Source organism: Microbacterium sp. MMO-113 (genome assembly GCF_037148555.1).
Taxonomy (GTDB): domain Bacteria; phylum Actinomycetota; class Actinomycetes; order Actinomycetales; family Microbacteriaceae; genus Microbacterium.
This window is the reverse complement of record NZ_JBBCTD010000004.1, coordinates 224,430-246,180: the sequence shown is the minus strand read 5'-3', so window position 1 is coordinate 246,180 and position 21,751 is coordinate 224,430. Positions and strand designations below refer to the sequence as shown.

Here is a 21,751-nt window from a genome sequence, read left to right as displayed (position 1 = left end):
GGTGGCCCTGTTCAGGGGCCGAGTAGGCGCTCGATCACGCGGGCCACGCCGTCCTCGTCGTTGGTCGCGGTGGTCTCGTCGGCGGCCTCCTGCACGACGGGTTCCGCGTGCGCCATGGCCACGCCGTGACCGGCCCAGCGGAGCATCTCGACGTCGTTGAGGGCGTCTCCGAACGCCACGACGTCGGAGCGATCGATGCCGAGGTGCGTGCAGAGGCGCGCGAGACCCGTCGCCTTCGTGACGCCCTGCGCCATGACCTCGACGAACGGGGCGCCGGACAGCGTGGCCTCGAACCCGGTGAGCCCGAGGGACCGCAGGGTCGCGAAGAGTGCGGCGGGGGCGAGCTCCGGGTGTCGGATCACGAGCTTGAGCGTCGGCGCGGCCAGCACCTCGTCCAGGGGCACGCCGCCCATGGTCGCGGGGTCGCGCTTGTGATCGGACAGCTGCGCGATCGCCGCATAGCCGTGCTGCGCCACGAACGTCTCGCCGCCCTCTCGTACGCTCGCGAAGAGCAGACCGGGGACGCTGGCGCGCAGCGCGTCGGCGAGAGTGCGGAGGGTGGCGGGCGGCAGCTCCTCGGCGAACAGCATGCGGCCCTCGGTGAGGTGCGTCGCGTACGCGCCGTTGCCGCACAGCGCCCACCCGTCGAAGCCGGCGTCGGCGGCGATCACGCGCAGGCCGATCGGCTGGCGGGCGGTGACGGGCACCACCGCGACGCCCGCATCCCGCGCGGCATCGAGCGCCGCACGGGTGCGCGGAGACACCGCGGACGAGCTGTCGAGCAGCGTGCCGTCGAGGTCGGTCGCGATCAGCCGCACGGGGTAGGTCCCTGAGCCTGTCGAAGAGTCAGGAGAAGATCATCGGCAGGTCGTCGTCGGCGTCGTCGCCGCCGAAGTCCAGATCGACCACCACGGGCACGTGGTCGCTGGGCTGCTCGCCCTTGCGCTCGTTGCGGTGGATCGAGGCGCCGGTGACGGCATCGGCGAACGTCTTCGAGCCGAGGATGAAGTCGATGCGGATGCCCTCGTTGCGTGGGAACTTCAACCGCTGATAGTCCCAGTAGGTGTAGCCCTCGGGGAGCAGCGGCCGCACGACGTCGGTCACGCCCGCGTCGGTCAGCGCGAAGAACGCGTCACGCTCGGCGGGGGAGACGTGGGTGGAGCGGCCGACCACGATGTCGGGATCGCCGTTGTCGTGGTCGAACGGGATGATGTTGAAGTCGCCGACGAGGGCGAGCGGAAGGTCGGGATTCGCCGACAGCTCGGCGGCGGTGGACTGCTTGAGCTGCTCGAGCCAGTGCAGCTTGTAGGCGTAGTGCGGGTCGTCGAGCGAGCGGCCGTTGGGCACGTACAGGCTCCAGACGCGCACGCCGTCGACCATGACACCCAGCGCGCGCGCCTCCTGCGGGGCGTCGGGGCCCTCGTGGCCCTTCGCGAACCCGGGCATGCCGTCGAAGGCGGTGCGCACGTCGGTGACGGGCAACCGGCTGGCGATGGCGACGCCGTTCCACTGATTCAGGCCGTGCACCTCGACGTGGTAGCCGGCCTCCTCGAACGGTGCATACGGGAACTGCTCCGGCTTGCACTTCACCTCCTGCATCGCGAGCACGTCGATGTCTTCACGGACGGCGAACTCGACGGTGCGGGTGACGCGGGTGCGGATGGAGTTGACGTTCCAGGTGGCCAAGCGCATGCGTCCAGCCTAGGGTGTGCCTCCTACACTGGATGCCGTGACCGCACTCGACGCAGACCGCCAGACCCTCCTCGCCCTCATCACGGAGGAGGCGGTGTTCCACGGCGATTTCACCCTCTCCAGCGGCAAGAAGGCGACGTACTACGTCGACATGCGCAAGCTCACCCTCGACCACCGCGCGGCCCCGGCGATCGGTCGCATCATGCTCGACCTGATCGCCGATCTCGACGTCGTCGCCGTCGGCGGTCTGACGCTCGGCGCCGACCCGATCGCGAACGCCGTCCTGCATGCCTCGGTCGGCACCGACCGTCCGCTCGACGCGTTCGTCGTGCGGAAGGAGCCGAAGGACCACGGCCGCGGTCGCCAGATCGAGGGCGCCGACGTGAAGGGCAAGCGCGTGGTCGTGCTGGAGGACACCTCGACCACCGGGCAGTCCGCGCTCAAGGCGGTCGAGGCGCTGCGCAAAGAAGGCGCGGAGGTCGTCGCGGTCGCGGTGATCGTCGACCGCAAGACCGGCGCGCAGGCCGCCATCGAGGCCGAGGGCCTGGAGTGGCGCGCGGCCTTCGACCTCGACGACCTCGGACTCGACCCGCAGTGACCCGCTACGCGCTGGCCGTCGACGTGGGCGGCACGAAGATGGAGGCCGCCCTCGTCGCCGACGACGGCACGCTCGTCCCCGGCAGCCGCAGCCGGCAGCCCACCGGCCGTGAGGCGACGTCCGCGTCGTTGACGGCGGCGGTCGACGCGATCGTGCGGCATGCGCTCGCCGCCCTCCCCGCCGACGCGGAGCTCGTCGGCGCCGGGATCGGCAGCGCGGGTCCCGTGGATCGGACCCGCGGTGAGATCCTGCCGGTGAACATGCCCCTCGCGCGGGGGTTCGGCCTCGTCGACGCGGTCGCCCGTGCGGCCTCGTCCGCACTCGGCCGGGACGTCCCGGCGGTCCTGGGTCACGACGGCGGCGCGCTCGCGCTCGCGGAGTCGTGGCTGGGGGCGACGCAGCAGGCGGGAGCCTCCCTGTCGATCGTCGTCTCCACCGGCGTCGGCGGCGGTTTCGTCGTGGGAGGTGCGTATGTGCCCGGGGCCAGCGGCAACGCCGGGCACCTCGGCCAGGTGCGCCGCGAGGGCGGGCTCACTCTCGAGGAGATCGCCTCCGGACCTGCCAGTGCCGCCTGGGCGCGGGAGCAGGGCTGGTCAGGCGCGACCGGGGAGGACCTGGCCCGGGATGCCGCGGCCGGTGTCGCCGTCGCCCGTGCGGCGATCGAGCGCTCGGCCCGCGCCGTCGGCGAGGCGCTGGCCGATGCCGCCACCCTCGTCGACCTCGACGTCGTCGCCATCGGCGGCGGCTTCTCGCGGGTGTCGGCGGACTACATCGACCTCGTCCAGCAGGCTCTCACCGCCAGCGCCGTGCACGAGTACTCCCGTCGCACCCGCGTCGTCCGCTCGGGCCTGGGCGACGAGGGGCCGTTGATCGGCGCCGCCGCCCTCGTCCTGCGCTGACGGGAGGCTCAGCTCCCTGATACGAGCAGGTGTCGCGGGGGCCCCTCGAGCCGGGCGACGGCGATCTTCAGATCCGTGACGTCCGCCGCCACCGCATCGATGCGGGCGGTGAGCTTCTCTTCGACGGTGCCGAGACGCTCATCGATGCGACGGATCATCCACGCCCCTGCCGCGAACAGACTCGCGCCGAGGGTGAGCACGACGCCGATCGCGCTGACGATGATCGTGAGGGTGTCCGCGGACACGGTGCTCCCTTCCTCGGTGCGGGTGTGGCTTCGACGATACGGGGTCGCCGTGCGGGCGCCGCTCGAAATTCCGGCATCTGTGAAGAGGTCGTGTGCAGGCCCGATGGGGGAGGAAGAGTGCGTCACCGCAGCGCCGGGACGGCGCGCCCGGAGCGTGACGCCACGAGCATGAGCACGGGGATGACCGCGCACAGGACGGCGGACACGAGGAACGTGACGCTCGACGCCGGGTCGCGCCCGATCAGCAGGACGAGCGTCGGGGCGAACGTGCCGCCGACCGCGCCGCAGGCCACGAGCGCCCCGGTGACCGCGGCGCTGCGGGCCGGATCGAGTCGGTCGAGCGCGAGTCCGAGGATGAGGCCGTAGCTCGGGGCCAGCAGGACCACGACGACGGCGAGGATGATCAGCGCCGCGACCGGCTGATCGCCGAGGAGCACGCCGGCGAGCACCAGGAGGACGGCGGCAGCCCCCGTCGCGGTCGCCAGCAGGGCGAGCGGCGGAACCGCCGCCCGTCGGAGAGCGGCGGCGCCGAAGCGGCCGACGGCCATCAGCGCCCAGAAGGCGGAGGTGCCAAGCGCGGCGGTGGCGGGTTCGATCGCGAGCGCCCGCTCCGGAATCACGGCCGACCAGCCCGACAGGACGGTCTCCACGCCGACGTAGAGCGGCAGCGCCAGCGCGAAGGGGAGGAGGACGAGCAGGGAGCGTGCGTCCCGTCGTGCCGGGGCCTCGGCCGGACGGGCGAGAGTGGTGGCGCCGGCGAGCACCGCGGCGGTCGCCAGGGGTACGGTCGCGAGCAGCGTCAGGGCCGGACGGGCGCCGGCCCCGAGCGCCACCACGAGTGGTGTGACGGCGGCGCACACGGCGACCGTGCCCATCAGGGCGCTCAGCATCCCGGTCGCGCTCGCCGCGCTGGCGGCCTTGGCTGCCACGGAGCCCGCTGCCTCGACGAGACCGAACCCGAGCCCCGCGAGCGCGGCGGCCGCGAGGAAGACGCCCGGATCCGTCGCGAGGGCGACACCGACGATGGCGGCCGCCTGCAGGAGGCTGCCCAGCACGAGCGTCGTCCGGGGTGGGCGGCGCACCAGGAGCGGACCCGACAGCAGCACGCCCACGAGGAGTCCCGCGAAGAGGACGGGCACGGCGGCACTCAGGTCGGCGTCCGTCGCGTGCTCCGCGGAGGGAAGGACGGCCGGGACGAACGCCGCGGTCACGCCGAGGCCGCCGAACGCCGTGAACAGCCCGACGCGGAGTCGGCGCGCGCTCATCTCAGGCGCCGCCCGCGCGCACGTGATGTACGGCGGCGAAGGTGTCGCGGAGGGCCTCCATCGATCGGTCGTAGTTGGACTGCGCGACCCCGATGAAGATGCAGTCGACGACCATGAGCTGGGCGATCCGGCTGCCCAGGGCTCCGGAGCGGAAGCCCGTCTCGCGCGCGGCGGTGGTCAGCACGATGTCGGCCTGACCGGCGAGCGGGGAGCCGGCGTGGTTGGTGATGGCGATGGCCGTCGCGCCCGCCTGCCGGGCGAGCAGGAGGAACTCGATGGTGTCTGTCGTGGCGCCCGTGTGCGAGACGGCGATCGCGACGTTCCCCGGTCCGAGGGTGGCAGCGGAGGTCCAGGCGGCGTGCGGGTCGGACCATTCCAACGCCGTCCGCCCGATCCGGGTGAGCTTGCGCTGGAGGTCGAGCCCGACGATGGAGCTCGCCCCCACGCCGAAGATGTCCACCCGGGTGGAGGAGGTGATCGCCTCGACCGTGGCGCGGAGCGCGTCGGTGTCGAGCACCTTGGCAGTGTCGGCGAGGGAGAGCGTCTCGGCGAGCGACACCTTCGCGACGATGTCGGCGAGGGTGTCGTTGCGGTCGATGTCGCCGGACACCGCGGGGAGCGCGGCGGTGTCGAACGTCTCGCGCTCGACCTCCCGCAGCACATGGTTGCGCAGCTCGCGCACATGGTCGTACCCGAGTCGTTTGCAGAACCGCACGACGGACGTGGTCGAGGTGTCGCAGCGGTGCGCGAGCTCGGCGACGGAGAGCCCGGCGGTCCCGGCGGGGTCGGCGAGGAACAGGTCGGCGATGCGCTGCTCGCTCGGACGGAGTTCGGGGCGCAGGGCGCGCATCCGCACGAGCACGAGGTGGGTGCCGGCGTCGTCGCGAGCGGCATCGTGGGGCATGGGGTCTCCGATCGGTGTTCATAACACTAGAGGAACTTCTGTTACACGCGTAGGTACTTTCGTGTACTTTTGGTACTTACCCAGACCGACGATGTTCGCGGGGCATCAGGCAGCACCGCCTGATCCGAGCCAGGGCGACGCGGTCCCAGCCAGGAGGAAACAGCAATGAGCACAGCACGGTGGGCGTCTCTCGGCGCCCTCACCGCCACCGGCCTCGCCGCGGCGCTCGTCATCACCGGGTGTTCCGCGCCGGCGTCGAACCCGTCCGACACCGGATCCGGAGCCGCCGGCGGCGACCTGGTCATCGGCGTCACGAGCGATCCCGACACCCTCTTCCCGTGGAAGGCCACCCAGTTCCAGGCGGTCAACGTCCTGCAGAACCTGTACGGCACCCTGACCGAGTTCGACGAGGAGCTCAACGTCGTCCCCGGTCTCGCCGAGTCGTGGGACGTCTCCGAGGACGGCCTCACGGTCACCCTCCACCTCCGCGAGGGCGTCACGTTCGCGGACGGCAGCGCCTTCGACTCCGCCGACGTGAAGTACTCGCTGGACGCGATCGCCGATGAGGCGACCGCTGCCGTGGCCGCGAGCTCCCTCGCCTCGGTCGCCGCCGTCGAGGCCACCGACGAGAGCACCGTCACCCTCACCCTCAGTGCCCCCGATGCCGCGCTGCCCGCGAACCTCGCCGTCATCAACATGGCGATGCTCTCGTCGGACGACACCGAGGAGGCGCTCAACACCACCCCGAACGGCACCGGCCCGTTCGTGCTGGAGGACCGGAAGGCGAGCCAGTCGCTCACCCTCGCCAAGAACGAGGACTACTGGGGCGACACCGCGCTGCTCGACACCGTCGAGTTCCGCGTGATCCCCGACGAGTCGTCCATCGTCTCGGCGATGCAGTCCGGCAACGTGCAGCTGGCCGTGTTCGACGACCCGCTCGTCGCGCAGACGGCCGAGGGCGCGAACGTCGAGGTCGCCACCACCCCGCAGCTCAGCTACCACGCCCTGCAGCTGAACGCGCAGCGCGGCGACCTCGCCGACGTGAACGTGCGCCTCGCGATGCAGTGCGCGATCGACCGCCAGGAGGTCCTCGACACCGCCGCGCTCGGCGAGGGCGAGGTCACCGGTCCGATCACCTCTCCCGCCTTCAAGTCCGACCCCGACGCGCGCCCGTGCCCCGAGCGCGACCTCGACAAGGCGGCCGAGTACCTGAAGAAGGCCGGCAAGGAGGACGGCGTCACCGTCAAGACGATCGTGTCCCAGGGCGAGTACGCCACCTCCGTCAACGAGGCGCAGAACCTCAAGGCGCAGCTCGCCGACGCGAACATCACGCTCGACCTCGAGGTGCTCGAGTCCGGCGCGTTCGTGGACCGCTGGATCGCGGCCGACTTCGACGCCGCGGTCGCCCTCAACGGCGGACGCCCGGACCCGGACGGCATGTACGGCCGCTACTTCACCAGCACCGGCAACCTGAACCAGGTCGCGGGGTACTCCTCGCCCGAGCTCGACGCGCTCTTCGCCGAGGGACGCGAGACGGCCGACCCCGAGAAGCGCAAGGACATCTACGCGCAGGTCTCCGAGAACCTCGAGGACAACGCCGCCTGGATCTGGCTGTTCACCAGCTACACCTACACCGCGACGGCCTCGACCGTCGACGGCTTCACCCCGATGGCGAACGGCTCGCTGCAGTACCTGCGGACCACCTCCATCCAGTAGCGGAACGAGGGGGCGCGGACGTCCGCGCCCCCTCGGCTCCCCGACGACAGGCACCTCTCCCACGCGCATGTTCAGACAGCTCCTCCGCAACAGCGTGCTGCGACGCATCCTCGCAGCCCTCGGCACCCTCTTCGGCGTCGCCGTCTTCGTCTTCCTGATGCTGCGCGCCATCCCCGGCGACCAGATCAGCTCCGGCCTCGGCACCGAGGCGGCCGCGCTCACTCCGGCGCAGCGTGCCGCGCTCGAGGCGTACTACGGTCTCGACCAGCCGCTCGTCGTGCAGTTCTTCTCGTGGCTCGGCAACATCTTCACCGGCAACCTCGGCTTCTCCTCCCGGGCGCAGACGAGCGTCCTCGACCTCACCGCCGCCGCTCTTCCCGTGACTTTCGAGCTCGCGATCATCTCCATCGTGATCGCGCTGGCCATCGGCATCCCGCTCGGCATGCTGTCCGCCTCGAAGCCCGACTCGTTCCGTGACGGCGTCGGTCAGGTCGTCGGCCTCGCCGGGCTCTCGATCCCTGCCTTCCTGCTCGGCACGGCACTGCTCGCGATCCTCGCCCAGTCGTTCGGATTCAACCCCAACGGGCAGGCGTACGCCACGCTCTTCGAGAACCCGCTGCTGAACCTCCAGCAGATGCTGCTGCCCTCGATCGTGCTCGGCTTCGGCATCGCCGCACCGATCATGCGCACGACCCGCACGGCGGTGCTCGAGATCCGCTCCAACGACTTCATCCGCACCGCCAAGGCGAAGGGCGTGCCCCCGCGTCGGCTGCAGGTGCGTCACGTGCTCGGCAACGCCCTGGTGCCCATCGTCACGATGACCGGTCTGCAGTTCGGCTACCTCCTCGGCGGTGCCGTCGTGGTGGAGCAGATCTTCTCGCTCCCCGGCATCGGGCGCCAGGTGCTGCTCGGCATCCAGCAGAAGGAGTACGCGCTCGTGCAGAGCACCGTGCTCGTGATCGCGCTCGCCTTCGTCATCGTCAACCTGCTCACCGACCTGCTCTACCGGGTCATCGATCCTCGGGTGCGTGCCGCATGACCGACATCTCTCAGACCCCGACCCTCGCCCCCGGCGGCGGACGCACCATGGAGCGCGTGCGTCTCCTGCTGCGCAGCCGCAGCGGTCTCTCCGGCCTCATCATCGTCGCGCTGCTCGCGGTGCTCAGCCTCGTCTCGGCGTTCGGCCTGCTGCCGTTCGACCCGCTCGCGCAGGACCCGCCGTCCCGGCTGCAGCCGCCGTCCGCGGTGCACTGGTTCGGCACCGACCAGTTCGGCCGCGACGTGTTCTCGCGGGTAGCAGCCGGTGTCGCCAACTCGGCGCTCATCTCCGTGGTCGCCGTGGCGTTCGCGACCGTGGTCGGCACGGTCTGCGGACTCATCGCCGGTTTCTACCGCGGCTTCTCCGACGGTGCGATCACGGCGGTCACCAACGTGCTGTTCGCGTTCCCGCCGCTGCTGCTCGCCCTGTCGCTCGCCTCGGTGTTCGACCGCAACTGGTTCACGATCGCCGTGGCCATCGCGATCGTCTACGTGCCGATCTTCATCCGCGTGACCCGCGGCCCCGTGCTGTCGCTGCGCGAGGTGGAGTACGTCAAGGCGGCCAAGAGCACGGGGCAGAGCCGCATGGCGACCATGTTCCGCCACGTCCTGCCGAACATCACCTCGATCATCATCGTGCAGGTCACGCTCTCCCTCTCGTGGGCGGTGCTCACGGAGGCGTCGCTGAGCTTCCTCGGACTCGGGACTCCGCCGCCCGCGCCCTCGCTCGGCTCCATGATCTTCGAGGCGCGGACCCTCGTGACCATCGCCCCGTGGACGATGATCGCCCCCGGCGTGGTCGTCGTGCTCCTCGTCGTCGGCCTGAACCTGCTGGGCGACGGGCTGCGCGACAGCCTCGACCCGCGGAACCGGGGCAAGCGATGATCGCGGAAGACCTCGGCGCCCTCGCCACCGAGGCGAGCGACCCCCGGTACGCCCGCCTCGACCAGATGAGCGTGGCCGAGCTCGCGCAGACCATGAACGAGGCCGACGCCACCGTGCCCGCGGCCGTGCAGCGCGCTCTCCCGCAGATCGTCCCGGCGATCGAGCAGACGGCCGCGCGCATGGCGCAGGGCGGACGCCTGGTCTACGTCGGCGCAGGCGCCCCCGGACGCATCGGCGTGCTCGACGCCTCGGAGTGCCCGCCCACGTTCAGCACCCCGCCGGAGCTGGTGTTCGCGATCATGGCCGGCGGTCCCGGTGCGATCGTGAACCCCGTCGAAGGCGCGGAGGACGACGCGGAGGCCGGGGCTGCGGCCATCGACTCCGCGGGCATCGGCCCGCTCGACACCGTGATCGGCATCGCGTCCAGCGGCCGCACGCCGTACGTGGTCGCCGCCGTCCGGCGGGCGCGGGAGCGCGGGGCGCTCGGCGTCGGCCTGTCGTGCAACACCGGCACCGCGCTGAGCGCGGTCGCCGAGCACGGCATCGAGGTCGAGGTCGGCCCCGAGGTGCTCGCCGGCTCCACGCGCCTCAAGTCCGGCACGGCCCAGAAACTGGTCCTGAACATGTTCTCGACCATCGCGATGGTCCGGAACGGCAAGGCCTACGGCAACCTGATGGTCGACGTGAAGGCCACGAACCACAAGCTCCGCGAGCGCGCGATCCGCATGGTGCGGACGATCGCCGACGTCGATCGCGACACGGCGGCCGCCGCGCTGGAGAGCGCAGGGTGGGACGTGAAGCTCGCCACCATCATGATCCGCCGCGGGGAGGACCTCGCCGCGGCCACCGACCGACTCGCGGCGGCCGACGGCCGTCTGCGCACCGCACTGGAGGAGAACTGATGCGCGTCCTGGGACTGATCTCCGGCACCTCGCACGACGGGATCGACGCCGCCGTCGTCGACTTCGCCACCAACGGGGGCTTCACGGCGCACGGTGTCGATCTCCGGGGCACGGTGCTCGCGTCCACGAGCGTCCCCTACGACCCCGAGCTGCGGGCACGACTCATCGCCGCGCTCCCTCCGGCGCAGACCACCCTGGCCGAGGTGGCCGAGCTCGACACCCTCATCGGGCAGGCATTCGCCGAGGTCGCGGCCGAGGTCGCGGCCGAGGTCGGCGGTGTCGACGCGGTGTGCTCGCACGGCCAGACCGTGTACCACTGGGTCGACGGCGCCCACGCGCTCGGCACCCTCCAGATCGGGCAGCCGGCCTGGATCGCCGAGAAGACCGGGGTGCCCGTCGTCTCCGACATCCGCATCCGCGACATCACCGCGGGCGGCCACGGCGCTCCGCTCGTGTCGTTCCTCGACGAGCTGCTGCTCCGTGGCCGCGCCGGCATCTCGGCGGCGCTGAACCTCGGCGGCATCTCGAACATGACCGTCGTCCGCCCCGACGGCCTCGTCGCCTACGACATCGGCCCCGCGAACGCCCTGGTCGACGCGGTCATCGTCGCGCACGACCTCAACCCGCTCGGCTATGACGACGATGCGGCGATCGCTCGGACCGGACGGGTCGACGAGGCGCTGCTGGACGCGATGCTCGCAGACCCCTACTACGCGCTCACCCCGCCGAAGAGCACGGGCAAGGAGCACTTCCACCTCGCCTACGTGCAGGAGCACCTCGCGGCGCAGGGACGCGAGATCGCGGTCGCCGACGTCGTGCGCACGCTCACCGAGCTCACGGTCCGCACGGTCGCCCGCGACGTCGAGGCCGCCGGGATCGGCTTCCTCGCGGTGTCCGGCGGCGGCTACCGCAACCCGCTGATCCTCGACGGGCTGCGGACCGCGCTGCCGCAGACGGAGGTCGTCCTGGCCGACGAGCTCGGCGCCCCCGCCGACAGCAAGGAGGCCATCCTCCTCGCGCTCATCGGCTGGGCGACCCTGCACGGCGTCCCCGCCATCGTCCCCGGAGGGACGGGGGCGCGCGAGCCGCGCATCCTCGGCACGATCACGCCCGGCGCCGGTCCGCTGCAGATGCCCGAGCCGGTCGCGGCCGTCGATTCCCTCACCCTCACGGAGGCGGCGGGATCGTGACCGTCGTCGAGCGGATGCGCGTGCTGCGGGTGCCTTCGCCCCTGGCGCGTCCCTTCGTCACGGCCGTCCGTCGTACGGACCACCTCGACGTCGTGCTCGTGGAGGTGACCGACGCCGACGGCCGTCGCGGGTACGGGGAGGCCGCGACGAGCTGGCGCGTCACCGGGGAGAGCCCCGAGAGCGTGACGGCCGTGGTCGCCGGTCCCTTCGCCGACGCCGTGCTCGGGCGCTCCGTCGACGATCCCGGGCTGCCGGACGCCCTCGCTGCGGCCGCCTGGGGAAACGCCGCCGCCCGCAGCGCGGTGGCCTGCGCGCTCGCCGACCTCGCCGCGCAGCACCGGGATGAGCCGCTCGCACCGACGCTCGCCCCGCACGCAGACGCGCCCCCGCGCATCCGCACCGACATGACGCTGTCCGTGGCGAGGCCGGCCGCGCTGGCCGCGACCGCCGTCGAGCACGCGGCGGCGGGATTCCGCTGTCTCAAGATCAAGGCGTCCCGCGAACACGACACGGTCGCGGGTCTCCTGGCCGTCCGCGCCGCCGTCGGCGCCGACATCACGCTGCGCGTGGACGCGAACCAGGCGTGGGACGCCGAGACCGCGATCCGCGTCATCCAAGCGGCGGAGGACGCCGGTCTCGGGCTCGAGTTCGTCGAGCAGCCCGTCGCCGCGCGCGACCTGGATGCGCTGGCCGCGGTGACCGCCGCCGTCGACACCCGGATCATGGCGGACGAATCGGTCCGCACCGCGCAGGATGTCCGCGACATCGCCGTGCGCGGAGCTGCCGGGCTCGTGAACGTCAAGCTCGCCAAGACCGGCGGGCTCCGCGAGGCGCTCGCCTGCGTGCAGGCCGCCCGCTCCGCCGGACTCGGCATCATCGTCGGCTGCATGATGGAGTCGCACGTCGGGGTGGCCGCCGCGGCGCACCTCGCCGCCGCGGTCGCTCCGGACGTCGTGCACGACCTCGACGCGGCGTCGTGGCTGCGCCGGTCGCCGGTGACCGGAGGGCTCACCGCCGACGCGGAGTGGCTCACCCTCGCCCCGGCCGCAGGACTGGGGATCACCGGGATCGCCCCCGACGCCGAGGTGCTGCTCGACCGCTCCCGCACAGGAGCTCTCGTATGAGCGCCGCCGAGGCGATCGCCGCGGTCCTCACCGGGCCGACCGCGCCGCGGGGAGCCGTCGCCGGTGTCGCCACCCGCACGAGCCGGGACACGGCCGCCGGCGGCTTCGCCGACCTCGCGGGGACGCCGGTCACGACGGAGACGGCGTTCGACCTCGCCTCGGTCACCAAGGTCGCCGCGACCACCACCGCGCTCCTCGGGCTGGCCTCCCGGGGGGACCTCCGGTTCGACGATCCGGTGGACCGCTTCGTCTCCGGAACCGCCTGCGCCCCAGGGACGACCGTGCGGCACCTGCTCCTGCACCGGGCGGGGCTCTGGGAGTGGCAGCCGCTCTACCTCGACGGCACGCATGTCGACGGCGCGGCCGCCGCCGACACGCTCCCGCTCCGCTACGGCGTGGACGACGGGCGGCACTACTCCGACCTGGGCTTCCTGATCCTCGGACGGATCATCGCCGCCGTGACCGGCCTCTCCCTGGACGCCGCCGTGCGCGAGCTCGTGACCGGGCCCCTCGGCCTCACGCGCACGGGCTACGGGCCCGTCCCCGGGCCGGTCGCGTCGTCCACGGGCGACGGCGATGCCGCCGAGCGACGGATGGTCGCCACCGGCACGCCCTACCCGATCCTCACCTCTCGCCGGCACTTCCCCTGGCGCGAGGGCGAGATCACCGGCGTCGTCAACGACGGCAACTGCTTCCACGCCCTGCACGGCGTCTCGGGGCACGCCGGCCTGTTCGGCACGGTCGACGAGCTGCTGACCCTCGGCGTCGCGCTCGCCGACCCCGAGGTGCCCCACGACCTCTGGGACCCGGCGCTCGTGGCCGAGCTGTTCCGCGACGGCCCGGACCCCGGTCAGGCCCTCGGCTGGCGCAGCGACACCGTGACGGCGGACGGACGCCCGACCCGGATGCTCTGGCATCCCGGCTACACGGGGTGCGCGCTCGGCGTGGTCCCCGCCACCGGGACCGCCGTCGTCCTGCTCGCCAACCGGCTGTTCGCCGACGAGATCGCCCCCACCGAGACCCTGTGGCGCGCAGCGCTGCCCGCACTCCTCGACCCCGAAGGAACGAGTACCCCATGAGCACCACCCCGCCCGTGCTGAGCATCGACGGCCTCGCGGTCGCCTTCCGGACCGGCTCCGAGCTGGTCACCGCGATCAGCGACATCACGATCGACATCGCCGCCGGCGAGACGGTCGCCGTGGTCGGCGAATCCGGCTCCGGGAAGTCCACCACCGCGGCCGCGGTCAACCGTCTGCTGCCCGAGAACGGCGTCATCACCGCGGGGAGCATCCGCTTCGAGGGCCGCGAGCTCACCGACCTCCCCGAGAACGCGATGGTGTCCCTCCGCGGAGCCGGAATCGGCCTCGTGCCGCAGGACCCGATGTCGAACCTCAACCCCCTCATGCGCGTCGGCGAGCAGATCGGCGAGGCCCTCGAAGTGCACGGGTACACCAGCGGCGACGGGACGAAGGCCCGCGTCGTCGAGCTGCTGGAGATGGTCGGGATCCCCGATGCCGCCCGCCGGGCGACCCAGTACCCGCACGAGTTCTCCGGAGGCATGCGGCAGCGTGCGCTCATCGCGATGGGGCTCGCCTGCAAGCCGCGGCTGCTCATCGCCGACGAGCCCACCTCGGCGCTCGACGTCACCGTGCAGCGGCGGATCCTCGACCAGCTCGACCAGCTGACCGACGAGCTGGGCACCGCGGTGTTCCTCATCACCCACGACCTCGCCCTCGCCGCCGAGCGCGCCGACCGCATCGTCGTGATGTTCCGTGGCCGTGTCGTGGAGGAGGGCACGTCGGCGGACGTCCTCGGCAACCCGCAGCACGAGTACACCCGGCAGCTGCTCGCGGCCGCGCCGAGCCTCGCGTCCCGCCGCGACGCCCTCCCGACGCGCGAGGTCACCGCCGACGCCGTGCCGTTCGTCGAGATCCGGGACCTGCGCAAGGAGTTCCCGCTCCGGAATGCGAAGGCCGGGGAGCCGCAGACCTTCACGGCGGTCGACGGTGTGAGCTTCTCGATCCGCCGCGGCACGACCGTGTCCATCGTGGGCGAGTCGGGTTCGGGCAAGTCCACCACGGCGAACATGGTGCTGGGATTGGAGGACGCGACCTCCGGGGCCATCCTCTTCGACGGCACCGACCTCACGGCCCTCCGCCGCACGGAGCTCTTCGCGCTGCGCCGCCGCGTGCAGCCCGTCTTCCAGAACCCCTATGCCTCGCTCGACCCGCGGTACACCGTGGAGCAGTCGATCGCCGAGCCGCTGCGCGTGCACCGGATCGGGACCGGCGCCACCCGGCACGCCCGCGTCCTGGAACTCCTGGAGCAGGTCGCGCTGCCCGCGGCCATGGCCGAGCGACTGCCGCACGAGCTCTCCGGCGGACAGCGGCAGCGGGTCGCGATCGCCCGCGCCCTGGCCCTGGAGCCCGAGCTCGTCGTGCTGGACGAGGCGGTCTCCGCGCTCGACGTGCTGGTGCAGGCGCAGATCCTCGAGCTCCTCGCCGACCTGCAGAAGAACCTCGGGCTCAGCTACCTCTTCATCAGCCACGACCTCGCGGTCGTGCGCATGATCTCGGACGAGGTGCACGTGATGCAGCGCGGCGTCGTGGTCGAGAGCGGCACCCCGGAGAGCATCTTCGACACGCCGCAGCATCCGTACACCCGGGAGCTGCTCGCCGCGATCCCCGGAGCGTCGCTCGCCTCCTGAGGCCTCGGGACGGCGACCGTCGGCTCAGCGCCGGCGGTCGTCGTCGTCCCAGGGACCCTCCCACCAGCCGGCGCGGTCGTCATCCTCGCCGCCGCGGCGGCGGGAGCGCACGAACTGCACGACGAAGACCGTCAGCGACGTGAGCGTGATGAGGATCAGGACGAGGAACAGCAGGTCGCTCTGGTTCATGGGCGCTTCCCCTCCGCGGCATCCGCCACGATCTTCGCGATGCGGGCGGCCTTGGTCTCCGGACGCTTGGCCATCGCGATGTGCGTGAGGCCGAACTTCTTCACCGACTTCGGGAACGCATCCCAGCTCGCCCTCGCCGCCGGTACTGCGTCGAGGGCGGCGGTGAGCTCCGGCGGCTCGATGCCGGCCTCGGGGCCGTCGAGCAGGGTCCACGAACCGTTCGCCTTCGCCGTCTCCAGCGCCCGGATGCCGGCGGGGGCGAGGAGCCCCGCGGCCTCCAGCTCCGCGATACGGGCCTTGTTCGTCGCCGCCCAGCCGCTGCCAGGGCGTCGAGGGGAGAACCACTGGCCGCCGGTCTCGTCGTCGAACGTGCGCACCGGGCCGTCGATCCACCCGAAGCACAGCGCCTGACGGACGGCGTCCTCGTAGCCGACGCCGAGGGCGGATCGCCCGCGCACGCTCAGCAGCCACACCCCGGCCGTGCGTTCGTGGTTCGCCTCGAGCCAGGCGCGCCAGGCCGCGGCGTCCGCCGCCGTGACCCGCTCGCCGTCGTCGAGGGCGCCCACGTCAGTCCTCGTCCAGGGTGGGGATCGAGTCGGTGATGGTCGGCAGCAGGTCGGCGACCGAGTCGACGATCTCGTCCGGACGGAAGGGGTACTGCTCGATGATCCGCTGGTCGCTGATGCCGGTGAGGACGAGCACCGTGTGCAGACCCGCCTCGATGCCGGCGACGATGTCCGTGTCCATCCGGTCGCCGATCATGCCGGTCTTCTTCGAGTGCGCGCCGATCTTGTTCAGGGCCGAACGGAACATCATCGGATTGGGCTTGCCGACGACGTAGGGCTCCTTGCCGGTGGCCTTGGTGATGAGGGCGGCGATCGCTCCCGTGGCCGGCAGCACCCCGTCGGCGCTCGGGCCGGTGGCGTCCGGGTTGGTCACGATGAAGCGCGACCCGTTGATGATGTGGCGGATGGCCTTGGTGATGGCCTCGAACGAGTAGTTGCGGGTCTCGCCGACGACGACGAAATCGGGGTTCGTCTCGGTCATGATGAAGCCGGCCTCGTGCAGCGCGGTGAGGATGCCGGCCTCGCCGATGACGAACGCGGAGCCGCCGGGGAGCTGCTGCGCGAGGAAGTCGGCGGTCGCGAGCGCTGACGTCCAGATGCGCTCTTCCGGCACGATCAGGCCGCTCGCACGGAGGCGGGCGGAGAGGTCGCGGGCGGTGAAGATCGAGTTGTTCGTGAGCACGAGGTAGGGGATCTCGTTGCGCTCCCATCCGGCGAGGAGTTCGGAGGCCCCGGGGATGGCGTCGTTCTCATGGACGAGCACGCCGTCCATGTCGGTGAGCCAGCATTCGATGTCGTCACGGTGTGCCATGTGCTCAGCCTAGAGGCCCCACCTTTCCTTTCGAATCGCCTGATTGGCCCCATCCCCGGCCGATCTGCCGCAAAGTGCGCGATTCGAAGCCGGGGGTCAGGCCGACAACCACACCACGTCGCGGGCGGCGGGGGGCAGCGGAGGCTCGGTGCCGTCGAGGGTGATGCCGGTCGGGGTCACGGTCACGGTCGTCCCCACGACGATCCCGTGGGAGTCGAGGGTCCGCAGGAGCTCCGGGTCGCGGTCGTCGACGCGGAGCACGCGGCCGGTGTGTCCGTCCGGGGCATCGGCGAGCAGGACGAAGGGCTCCCGTTCGATGCGGCCCTCCGCGTCCGGGATGGCGTCTCCGTGCGGGTCGAAGCGCGGGCGGCCCAGGCGCTCGTCGATGCCCTCGAGCAGCCGGTCGCTGATGGTGTGCTCCAGCACCTCGGCCTCGTCGTGGACCTCATCCCACCCGTACCCGAACTCCTGCACGAGCCAGGTCTCGATGAGGCGGTGGCGGCGGACCATCGCGAGGGCCCGGGTGATCCCCGCGTCCGTCAGCCGGACCGCTCCATACGGCACGTGCGACACGAGTCCCGCCGCGGCGAGCTTCTTCACCATCTCTGTGACCGACGACGGCGCGATGCCGAGCTTGGCCGCCAGGACCGAGGGGGTGATCGGCGCATCCTGCCACTCGGTGTGCGCGTAGACGGTCTTCAGATAGTCGTCAGCTGCCGGGGATGCCACCCCACCACCTTACGTGTCCGGGTCGGCCGGCCCCGCGGCCTGAGTCAGGCGCTCGCGGAGCCGAGCAGGATCACGGCCGCCTGCCCCGCGAAGAAGAGCACGAGGAACCCCAGGAGGGCGGCGGCGAGCGACAGGCGCCCGTCGAAGCCCTCCACCTCGGCGATGCCCACCTTGCGGGCACGGAAGGCGAAGATCAGGGTGGCGACGCCGAGGGCGAGCTGCACCCACGGGCTGGCGGGGCCGATGACCTTCGGGAAAGCGATGAGCAGACCGCCGATGACGCCGGTCGCGAAGCCGCTCCAGGTGAGGAGGCGGACGGTGCGACGGGCGGAGGTGGCAGACATGATGTCGAGCCTATCCGGCGTCATGCCCCCGTCAGCACCAGCCAGAGCAGGGCGCCGTTCAGGGCGATGAGGAGCACGGAGGCCGCGATGCCGGCGACCGTCGTCCACGCCCGGTTGACCCAGACGCCGAGCGTGCGGCGCTGTGCGGTGAGGGCGACGAGCGGGATCAGCGCGAACGGGATGCCGAACGACAGCACGACCTGGCTGAGGACGAGGGCGAGCGTCGGGTCCACCCCGATGCCGAGGATCACCAGCGCGGGGATGAGCGTCACCAGGCGCCGGGCCAGCAGGGGGATGCGCACGTGCAGCAGGCCGTGCATGATCTCGGCGCCCGCGTATGCGCCGACGGAGGTCGAGGCGAGACCCGAGGCGAGCAGCCCCACGGCGAAGAAGGTCGCCACGGCCGGACCGAGGCCCGCGGCGAGGGCGGCGTGTGCGCCCTCCAGGGAGTCGGTCCCCGCGACGCCCGCGAGGTTCGCCGCCGCGAGGAGCAGGATGCCGAGGTTCACGGAGCCCGCGATGGCCATCGCGATCGTCACATCCCACCGTGTCGCCGTGAGCAGGCGGCGGATCCGCGACGTCTCGACCCGGGCGGCCTCCTCGGTCGTCTCGGCGCTCGTCGCACCGAACCGGTCGCGGGCCAGGGAGGAGTGCGCGTAGATCGCGTGCGGCATGATCGTCGCGCCGAGGATCGAGGCGGCGAGGAGTACGGACCCCGTGTCCTCGAAGCGCGGCACGAGGCCGCTCACCACGCCGGCCGGGTCGGGTGGCGCGAGGAACAGGCCGGCCATGAAGCCGATCGTGATCACGAGCATGAGTCCGATGATCACGAACTCGAAGGGACGGGCGCCGCGACGGTTCTGCACCGCGAGCAGGGCCATCGACACGGCCCCGGTGATGAGTCCGCCCCACAGCAGCGGGAGGCCGAAGAGCAGGTTCAGGGCGACGGCGCCGCCGATGACCTCGGCGAGGTCGGTCGCCATCGCGACCAGCTCCGCCTGCAGCCAGTACGCGCGGCGGGCCCAGGGACGGCGCAGCCGCCGGCCCAGCACCTCCGGGAGGCTCTGGCCGGTGACGACGCCGAGCTTCGCGGACAGGTATTGGATCAGCCAGGCCATCACGTTGCCGGCGACGACCACCCACACGAGCAGGTAGCCGTACTGCGCCCCCGCGGTCATGTTGCTGGCGACGTTGCCCGGGTCGAGGTAGGCGACACCCGCCACCAGCGCCGGTCCCAGCAGCCACAGCAAGCGCGGCGAAGCGGTGCGAGCGGGGATCAGGAGAGGAGCGGTGGGATTTTTAGGCACACCGAAACCGTAGCGCATTTTTCGGTGTACCTAAATATCCGCGGCCGGTGTGCGGCCCCTCCGCCGGACGGCGGCCGGGCCGACGCGGCGATAGCCTGGCGGGATGGATGCGCAGCGCCCCGAGAGCCCGGAACCGACCGCCTCCGGGGGGTCCTCGGCGCAGCCCGGATACGGCGTCGGCCCGTGGCCCGGAGGGCCGTCGGCCTGGCCCGAGGGAGAGCAGTACGATCCCGAGCTCCTCGCGCACGGCGACACGCGGAACGTCATCGACCGCTATCGCTACTGGCGCATGGAGGCGATCGTCGCCGACCTCGATACGCGGCGTCATCCGTTCCACGTCGCGATCGAGAACTGGCAGCACGACATGAACATCGGTTCCATCGTGCGCAGCGCCAACGCGTTCCTCGCCGACACTGTGCACATCATCGGCCGCCGTCGCTGGAACAAGCGCGGCGCCATGGTGACCGACCGCTATCAGCACGTCGTGCACCATGAGGACATCGCGGCCTTCGCCGCCTGGGCTGCCGCGGAGGGCCTGCCCGTCATCGCGATCGACAACGTCGACGGGGCCGTGCCGGTGGACCGCGCCGACCTGCCGCGCTCGTGCGTGCTCCTGTTCGGGCAGGAAGGGCCTGGGCTGTCGCCGGAGGCGCTGACCGCCGCTTCGGGTCACATCGAGATCACGCAGTACGGCTCGACCCGCTCGATCAACGCGAGTGCCGCCGCCGCCGTCATCATGTACGAGTGGTGCCGTCGCCACGCGGAGTGACCACGAGGAGCGGTCGCGCCTGCTCCGTCAGGCCGGATCGATCCCGAACAGGTGTCGCGAGATCGCGCTGACGTCGCGGTCGAGACCGTCCATGCGCCGGCTCAGGCCATGCACCTCCTTCCGGAGATCTCCGATCTCGGCTTTCACGCCGACGATCTCGCCCTTGATCCCGACGATCTCGCCCTTGATCCCGCCGATCTCGCCCTTGATCCCGCCGATCTCCGTGTGGATCCCGCCGATCTCCGTGCGGACCGTGCCGATCTCCGTCTTGATGATCCTCACGAACATCGTCGCCATGAGCGTGATCGTGGCGTACATGCCCGAGGCGAGAACCCCGATCGTCGTCCATACCTGTGCGTCGTTCATCCCCAGCATCCCTTCAGTGTCGCTCCATGCTGCACCGGAGGGCGAGAGGGGCGAGGCGCTGTATTCCGCTCTGCCCGGCGACAGGGGATAAGTCGTTCTCTCCGTCGACTGTGGAGGACTTATGCCGACGCGGCGAGCCAGCGCCCGGAGCGCACTCGCCACCCCAGCGTCGCCAGCCGTGCGAGCAGGTACACCCCGAAGAACGCGACGGCGAGCCACACGAGGCCGGCGGTGCCGTCGACCCCCGTCGCGGCGATGATCGCCAGCGTGGGCAGGAACGGCACAAGGTTCAGACCGCCCGCGATCGCCAGGTACCGGGCGTCGTCGGCCCCCATGAGCACGCCGTCGAGCACGAACACCACGCCTGCGATCGGCTGCGCCACCGCGAGCACGAGCAGGGCCGGCTGCACCACCTCCGCCACGGCCCGGTCGCCGGTGAAGACGATGCCGAGCACCCCGGAGAGGGCGGCGATGACGCCGCCGACCACGACGCCGAACCACGCCCCCCAGGCGACCGTCCGCCCCAGCACCCGGCGCACCTGAGCCTCATCCCCGGCGCCGAGCTCTTTGCCGATCAGTGCCTGCGCCGCGATCGCGAGCGCGTCGAGGGCGAAGGCCGCCGCCGAGAAGATGGTGAACACGATCTGCCACCCGGCGAGCTCCTCGGTGCCGATCCCGGTCGCCACCGCCACGGTCGCGAGCAGGGCGACGCGCAGGCTCACGGTGCGGAGGAACAGCCAGCCGCCCGACGTCGCGGTGTGGCGCAGACCGTCCCGTTGGGCACGCAACGAGGCGCTGTGCCGGGTCGCGAGGCGCCGGACCACGAGCGCGTACGCCGCCACCATGCCCCACTGCGCCGTCACGGTGCCCGCCGCGGAGCCGGCGATGCCCCAGCCGAGTCCATAGATGAAGAGCCAGTTCAGCAGGGCGTTCGCCGCGAAGCCGAGTCCCGCGATCCACAGTGGCGTCATGGTGTCCTGCATCCCGCGCAGGAGACCGGTGGCCGCGAACACGATGAGCATCGCGGGGAGGCCCCACATCGAGATCACGAGGTATTCGTTGGCCTGTGCCGCGACCTCGGCGCTCGCGCCGAACAGGGACACGAGCCAGGGGGACGAGACGGCGCCGACGACGGCGAGCACGGCACCCAGGCCGAGCGCGAGCCACATGCCGTTGATCCCGACCGAGACCGCCTCCCCCGGACGCCCGGCCCCGAACCGTCGCGCGACCGCGGGGGTCGTGGAGTACGCGAGGAACACCATGAGGCCGACGATCGTCTGCAGCACGGCTCCGGCGATGCCGAGCCCGGCGAGGGGGACGGTGCCGAGGTGGCCGACGAGGGCGGCGTCGACGATGAGGAACGCCGGCTCCGCGATGAGCGCACCGAGCGCGGGGACGGCCAGGCGCAGGATCTCGCGGTTCAGGGAGGTGCGGGCGGCCATCCTCCGAGCCTATGACCTGTCGTCGACACCCGAGACCTCCGGCCTCGACCGGACGTAGGGTGA

The 21,751-nt window shown here is 71.8% G+C and carries 24 protein-coding genes; 11 read left to right on the top strand and 13 right to left on the bottom strand.

Features of this window, described 5'->3' with window-relative positions:
- Positions 1-11: 11 nt before the first annotated feature.
- Positions 12-818 carry a Cof-type HAD-IIB family hydrolase gene (locus tag WFJ36_RS14880; protein ID WP_336643600.1) on the bottom strand — a complete coding sequence of 269 codons (807 nt, stop codon included), beginning with the start codon at positions 816-818 and terminating at the stop codon, positions 12-14.
- Positions 819-846: 28 nt separating this feature from the next.
- Positions 847-1,692, bottom strand: coding sequence for an exodeoxyribonuclease III (locus WFJ36_RS14875; RefSeq protein WP_292786359.1), 846 nt, complete (start codon positions 1,690-1,692; stop codon positions 847-849).
- 37 nt (positions 1,693-1,729) lie between these two features.
- Between WFJ36_RS14875 and pyrE the strand changes: the two genes are divergently transcribed.
- Together pyrE and WFJ36_RS14865 are read left to right on the top strand one after the other, a co-directional pair.
- Positions 1,730-2,290, top strand: coding sequence for an orotate phosphoribosyltransferase (gene pyrE, locus WFJ36_RS14870; protein ID WP_292786356.1), 561 nt, complete (start codon positions 1,730-1,732; stop codon positions 2,288-2,290).
- Positions 2,287-3,189, top strand: a complete 903-nt coding sequence (locus tag WFJ36_RS14865) for an ROK family protein (RefSeq protein ID WP_336643599.1) — start codon at positions 2,287-2,289, stop codon at positions 3,187-3,189. Before pyrE ends, WFJ36_RS14865 begins: the two co-directional genes overlap by 4 nt.
- 8 nt (positions 3,190-3,197) lie before the next feature.
- Here WFJ36_RS14865 and WFJ36_RS14860 read toward each other — a convergent pair whose 3' ends face one another.
- The 3 genes from WFJ36_RS14860 to WFJ36_RS14850 form a co-directional block, all read right to left on the bottom strand.
- A complete protein-coding gene (locus WFJ36_RS14860; protein WP_336643598.1) occupies positions 3,198-3,434 on the bottom strand; it encodes a hypothetical protein in 237 nt (78 codons plus the stop codon).
- 122 nt (positions 3,435-3,556) lie between these two features.
- A complete protein-coding gene (locus tag WFJ36_RS14855; RefSeq protein ID WP_336643597.1) occupies positions 3,557-4,699 on the bottom strand; it encodes an MFS transporter in 1,143 nt (380 codons plus the stop codon).
- A 1-nt stretch (position 4,700) separates the two neighbouring features.
- Positions 4,701-5,603: a MurR/RpiR family transcriptional regulator gene (locus WFJ36_RS14850; protein ID WP_292786343.1), complete on the bottom strand. Its 903-nt coding sequence runs from the start codon at positions 5,601-5,603 to the stop codon at positions 4,701-4,703.
- A 165-nt stretch (positions 5,604-5,768) separates the two neighbouring features.
- On the opposite strand from WFJ36_RS14850, the gene WFJ36_RS14845 reads away from it, so the two are divergent.
- From WFJ36_RS14845 to WFJ36_RS14810, 8 genes are all read left to right on the top strand, one after another.
- Entirely contained in the window at positions 5,769-7,319 is a 1,551-nt protein-coding gene (locus tag WFJ36_RS14845) for an ABC transporter substrate-binding protein (protein ID WP_071329248.1), read from the top strand.
- A gap of 67 nt (positions 7,320-7,386) precedes the next feature.
- Complete coding sequence (locus WFJ36_RS14840; protein ID WP_336643596.1) at positions 7,387-8,358, top strand: ABC transporter permease; 972 nt, start codon at positions 7,387-7,389, stop codon at positions 8,356-8,358.
- Complete coding sequence (locus WFJ36_RS14835) at positions 8,355-9,242, top strand: ABC transporter permease (protein ID WP_071329246.1); 888 nt, start codon at positions 8,355-8,357, stop codon at positions 9,240-9,242. The genes WFJ36_RS14840 and WFJ36_RS14835 overlap by 4 nt, the downstream gene beginning before the upstream one ends.
- Positions 9,239-10,144: an N-acetylmuramic acid 6-phosphate etherase gene (gene murQ, locus WFJ36_RS14830; protein ID WP_336643595.1), complete on the top strand. Its 906-nt coding sequence runs from the start codon at positions 9,239-9,241 to the stop codon at positions 10,142-10,144. Before WFJ36_RS14835 ends, murQ begins: the two co-directional genes overlap by 4 nt.
- A complete protein-coding gene (locus WFJ36_RS14825) occupies positions 10,144-11,334 on the top strand; it encodes an anhydro-N-acetylmuramic acid kinase (RefSeq protein ID WP_336643594.1) in 1,191 nt (396 codons plus the stop codon). The genes murQ and WFJ36_RS14825 overlap by 1 nt, the downstream gene beginning before the upstream one ends.
- A complete protein-coding gene (locus WFJ36_RS14820; protein WP_292786329.1) occupies positions 11,331-12,458 on the top strand; it encodes an enolase C-terminal domain-like protein in 1,128 nt (375 codons plus the stop codon). The genes WFJ36_RS14825 and WFJ36_RS14820 overlap by 4 nt, the downstream gene beginning before the upstream one ends.
- A complete protein-coding gene (locus WFJ36_RS14815; RefSeq protein ID WP_071329243.1) occupies positions 12,455-13,537 on the top strand; it encodes a serine hydrolase domain-containing protein in 1,083 nt (360 codons plus the stop codon). Before WFJ36_RS14820 ends, WFJ36_RS14815 begins: the two co-directional genes overlap by 4 nt.
- Positions 13,534-15,165, top strand: a complete 1,632-nt coding sequence (locus tag WFJ36_RS14810) for an ABC transporter ATP-binding protein (protein ID WP_071329242.1) — start codon at positions 13,534-13,536, stop codon at positions 15,163-15,165. The genes WFJ36_RS14815 and WFJ36_RS14810 overlap by 4 nt, the downstream gene beginning before the upstream one ends.
- A gap of 24 nt (positions 15,166-15,189) precedes the next feature.
- Here the strand turns inward: WFJ36_RS14810 and WFJ36_RS14805 are convergent, their stop codons facing one another.
- The 6 genes from WFJ36_RS14805 to WFJ36_RS14780 all read right to left on the bottom strand — a co-directional run bounded on the left by WFJ36_RS14805 (position 15,190) and on the right by WFJ36_RS14780 (position 19,111).
- Positions 15,190-15,354, bottom strand: a complete 165-nt coding sequence (locus tag WFJ36_RS14805; protein WP_292786321.1) for a hypothetical protein — start codon at positions 15,352-15,354, stop codon at positions 15,190-15,192.
- Positions 15,351-15,920 (bottom strand): YdeI/OmpD-associated family protein, encoded by a 570-nt coding sequence (locus WFJ36_RS14800; RefSeq protein ID WP_071329241.1) that lies wholly within the window; start codon positions 15,918-15,920, stop codon positions 15,351-15,353. The genes WFJ36_RS14805 and WFJ36_RS14800 overlap by 4 nt, the downstream gene beginning before the upstream one ends.
- A gap of 1 nt (position 15,921) precedes the next feature.
- The gene (locus WFJ36_RS14795) at positions 15,922-16,731 is read right to left on the bottom strand and encodes an HAD-IIA family hydrolase (RefSeq protein ID WP_025104898.1); all 810 of its coding nucleotides are present in this window, start codon (positions 16,729-16,731) and stop codon (positions 15,922-15,924) included.
- Between the two features lie 96 nt (positions 16,732-16,827).
- Positions 16,828-17,460, bottom strand: coding sequence for a metal-dependent transcriptional regulator (locus WFJ36_RS14790; RefSeq protein WP_071329240.1), 633 nt, complete (start codon positions 17,458-17,460; stop codon positions 16,828-16,830).
- 44 nt (positions 17,461-17,504) lie between these two features.
- Complete coding sequence (locus WFJ36_RS14785; RefSeq protein WP_292786309.1) at positions 17,505-17,804, bottom strand: hypothetical protein; 300 nt, start codon at positions 17,802-17,804, stop codon at positions 17,505-17,507.
- Positions 17,805-17,824: 20 nt separating this feature from the next.
- Positions 17,825-19,111: an Nramp family divalent metal transporter gene (locus WFJ36_RS14780; RefSeq protein ID WP_442927875.1), complete on the bottom strand. Its 1,287-nt coding sequence runs from the start codon at positions 19,109-19,111 to the stop codon at positions 17,825-17,827.
- A gap of 103 nt (positions 19,112-19,214) precedes the next feature.
- On the opposite strand from WFJ36_RS14780, the gene WFJ36_RS14775 reads away from it, so the two are divergent.
- Positions 19,215-19,880 (top strand): TrmH family RNA methyltransferase, encoded by a 666-nt coding sequence (locus WFJ36_RS14775; protein WP_336643593.1) that lies wholly within the window; start codon positions 19,215-19,217, stop codon positions 19,878-19,880.
- Positions 19,881-19,907: 27 nt separating this feature from the next.
- On the opposite strand, the gene WFJ36_RS14770 is transcribed toward WFJ36_RS14775, so the two are convergent.
- Positions 19,908-20,246, bottom strand: a complete 339-nt coding sequence (locus WFJ36_RS14770) for a hypothetical protein (RefSeq protein WP_071329417.1) — start codon at positions 20,244-20,246, stop codon at positions 19,908-19,910.
- A gap of 119 nt (positions 20,247-20,365) precedes the next feature.
- Complete coding sequence (locus WFJ36_RS14765; RefSeq protein WP_071329237.1) at positions 20,366-21,688, bottom strand: MATE family efflux transporter; 1,323 nt, start codon at positions 21,686-21,688, stop codon at positions 20,366-20,368.
- Positions 21,689-21,751: the final 63 nt, after the last annotated feature.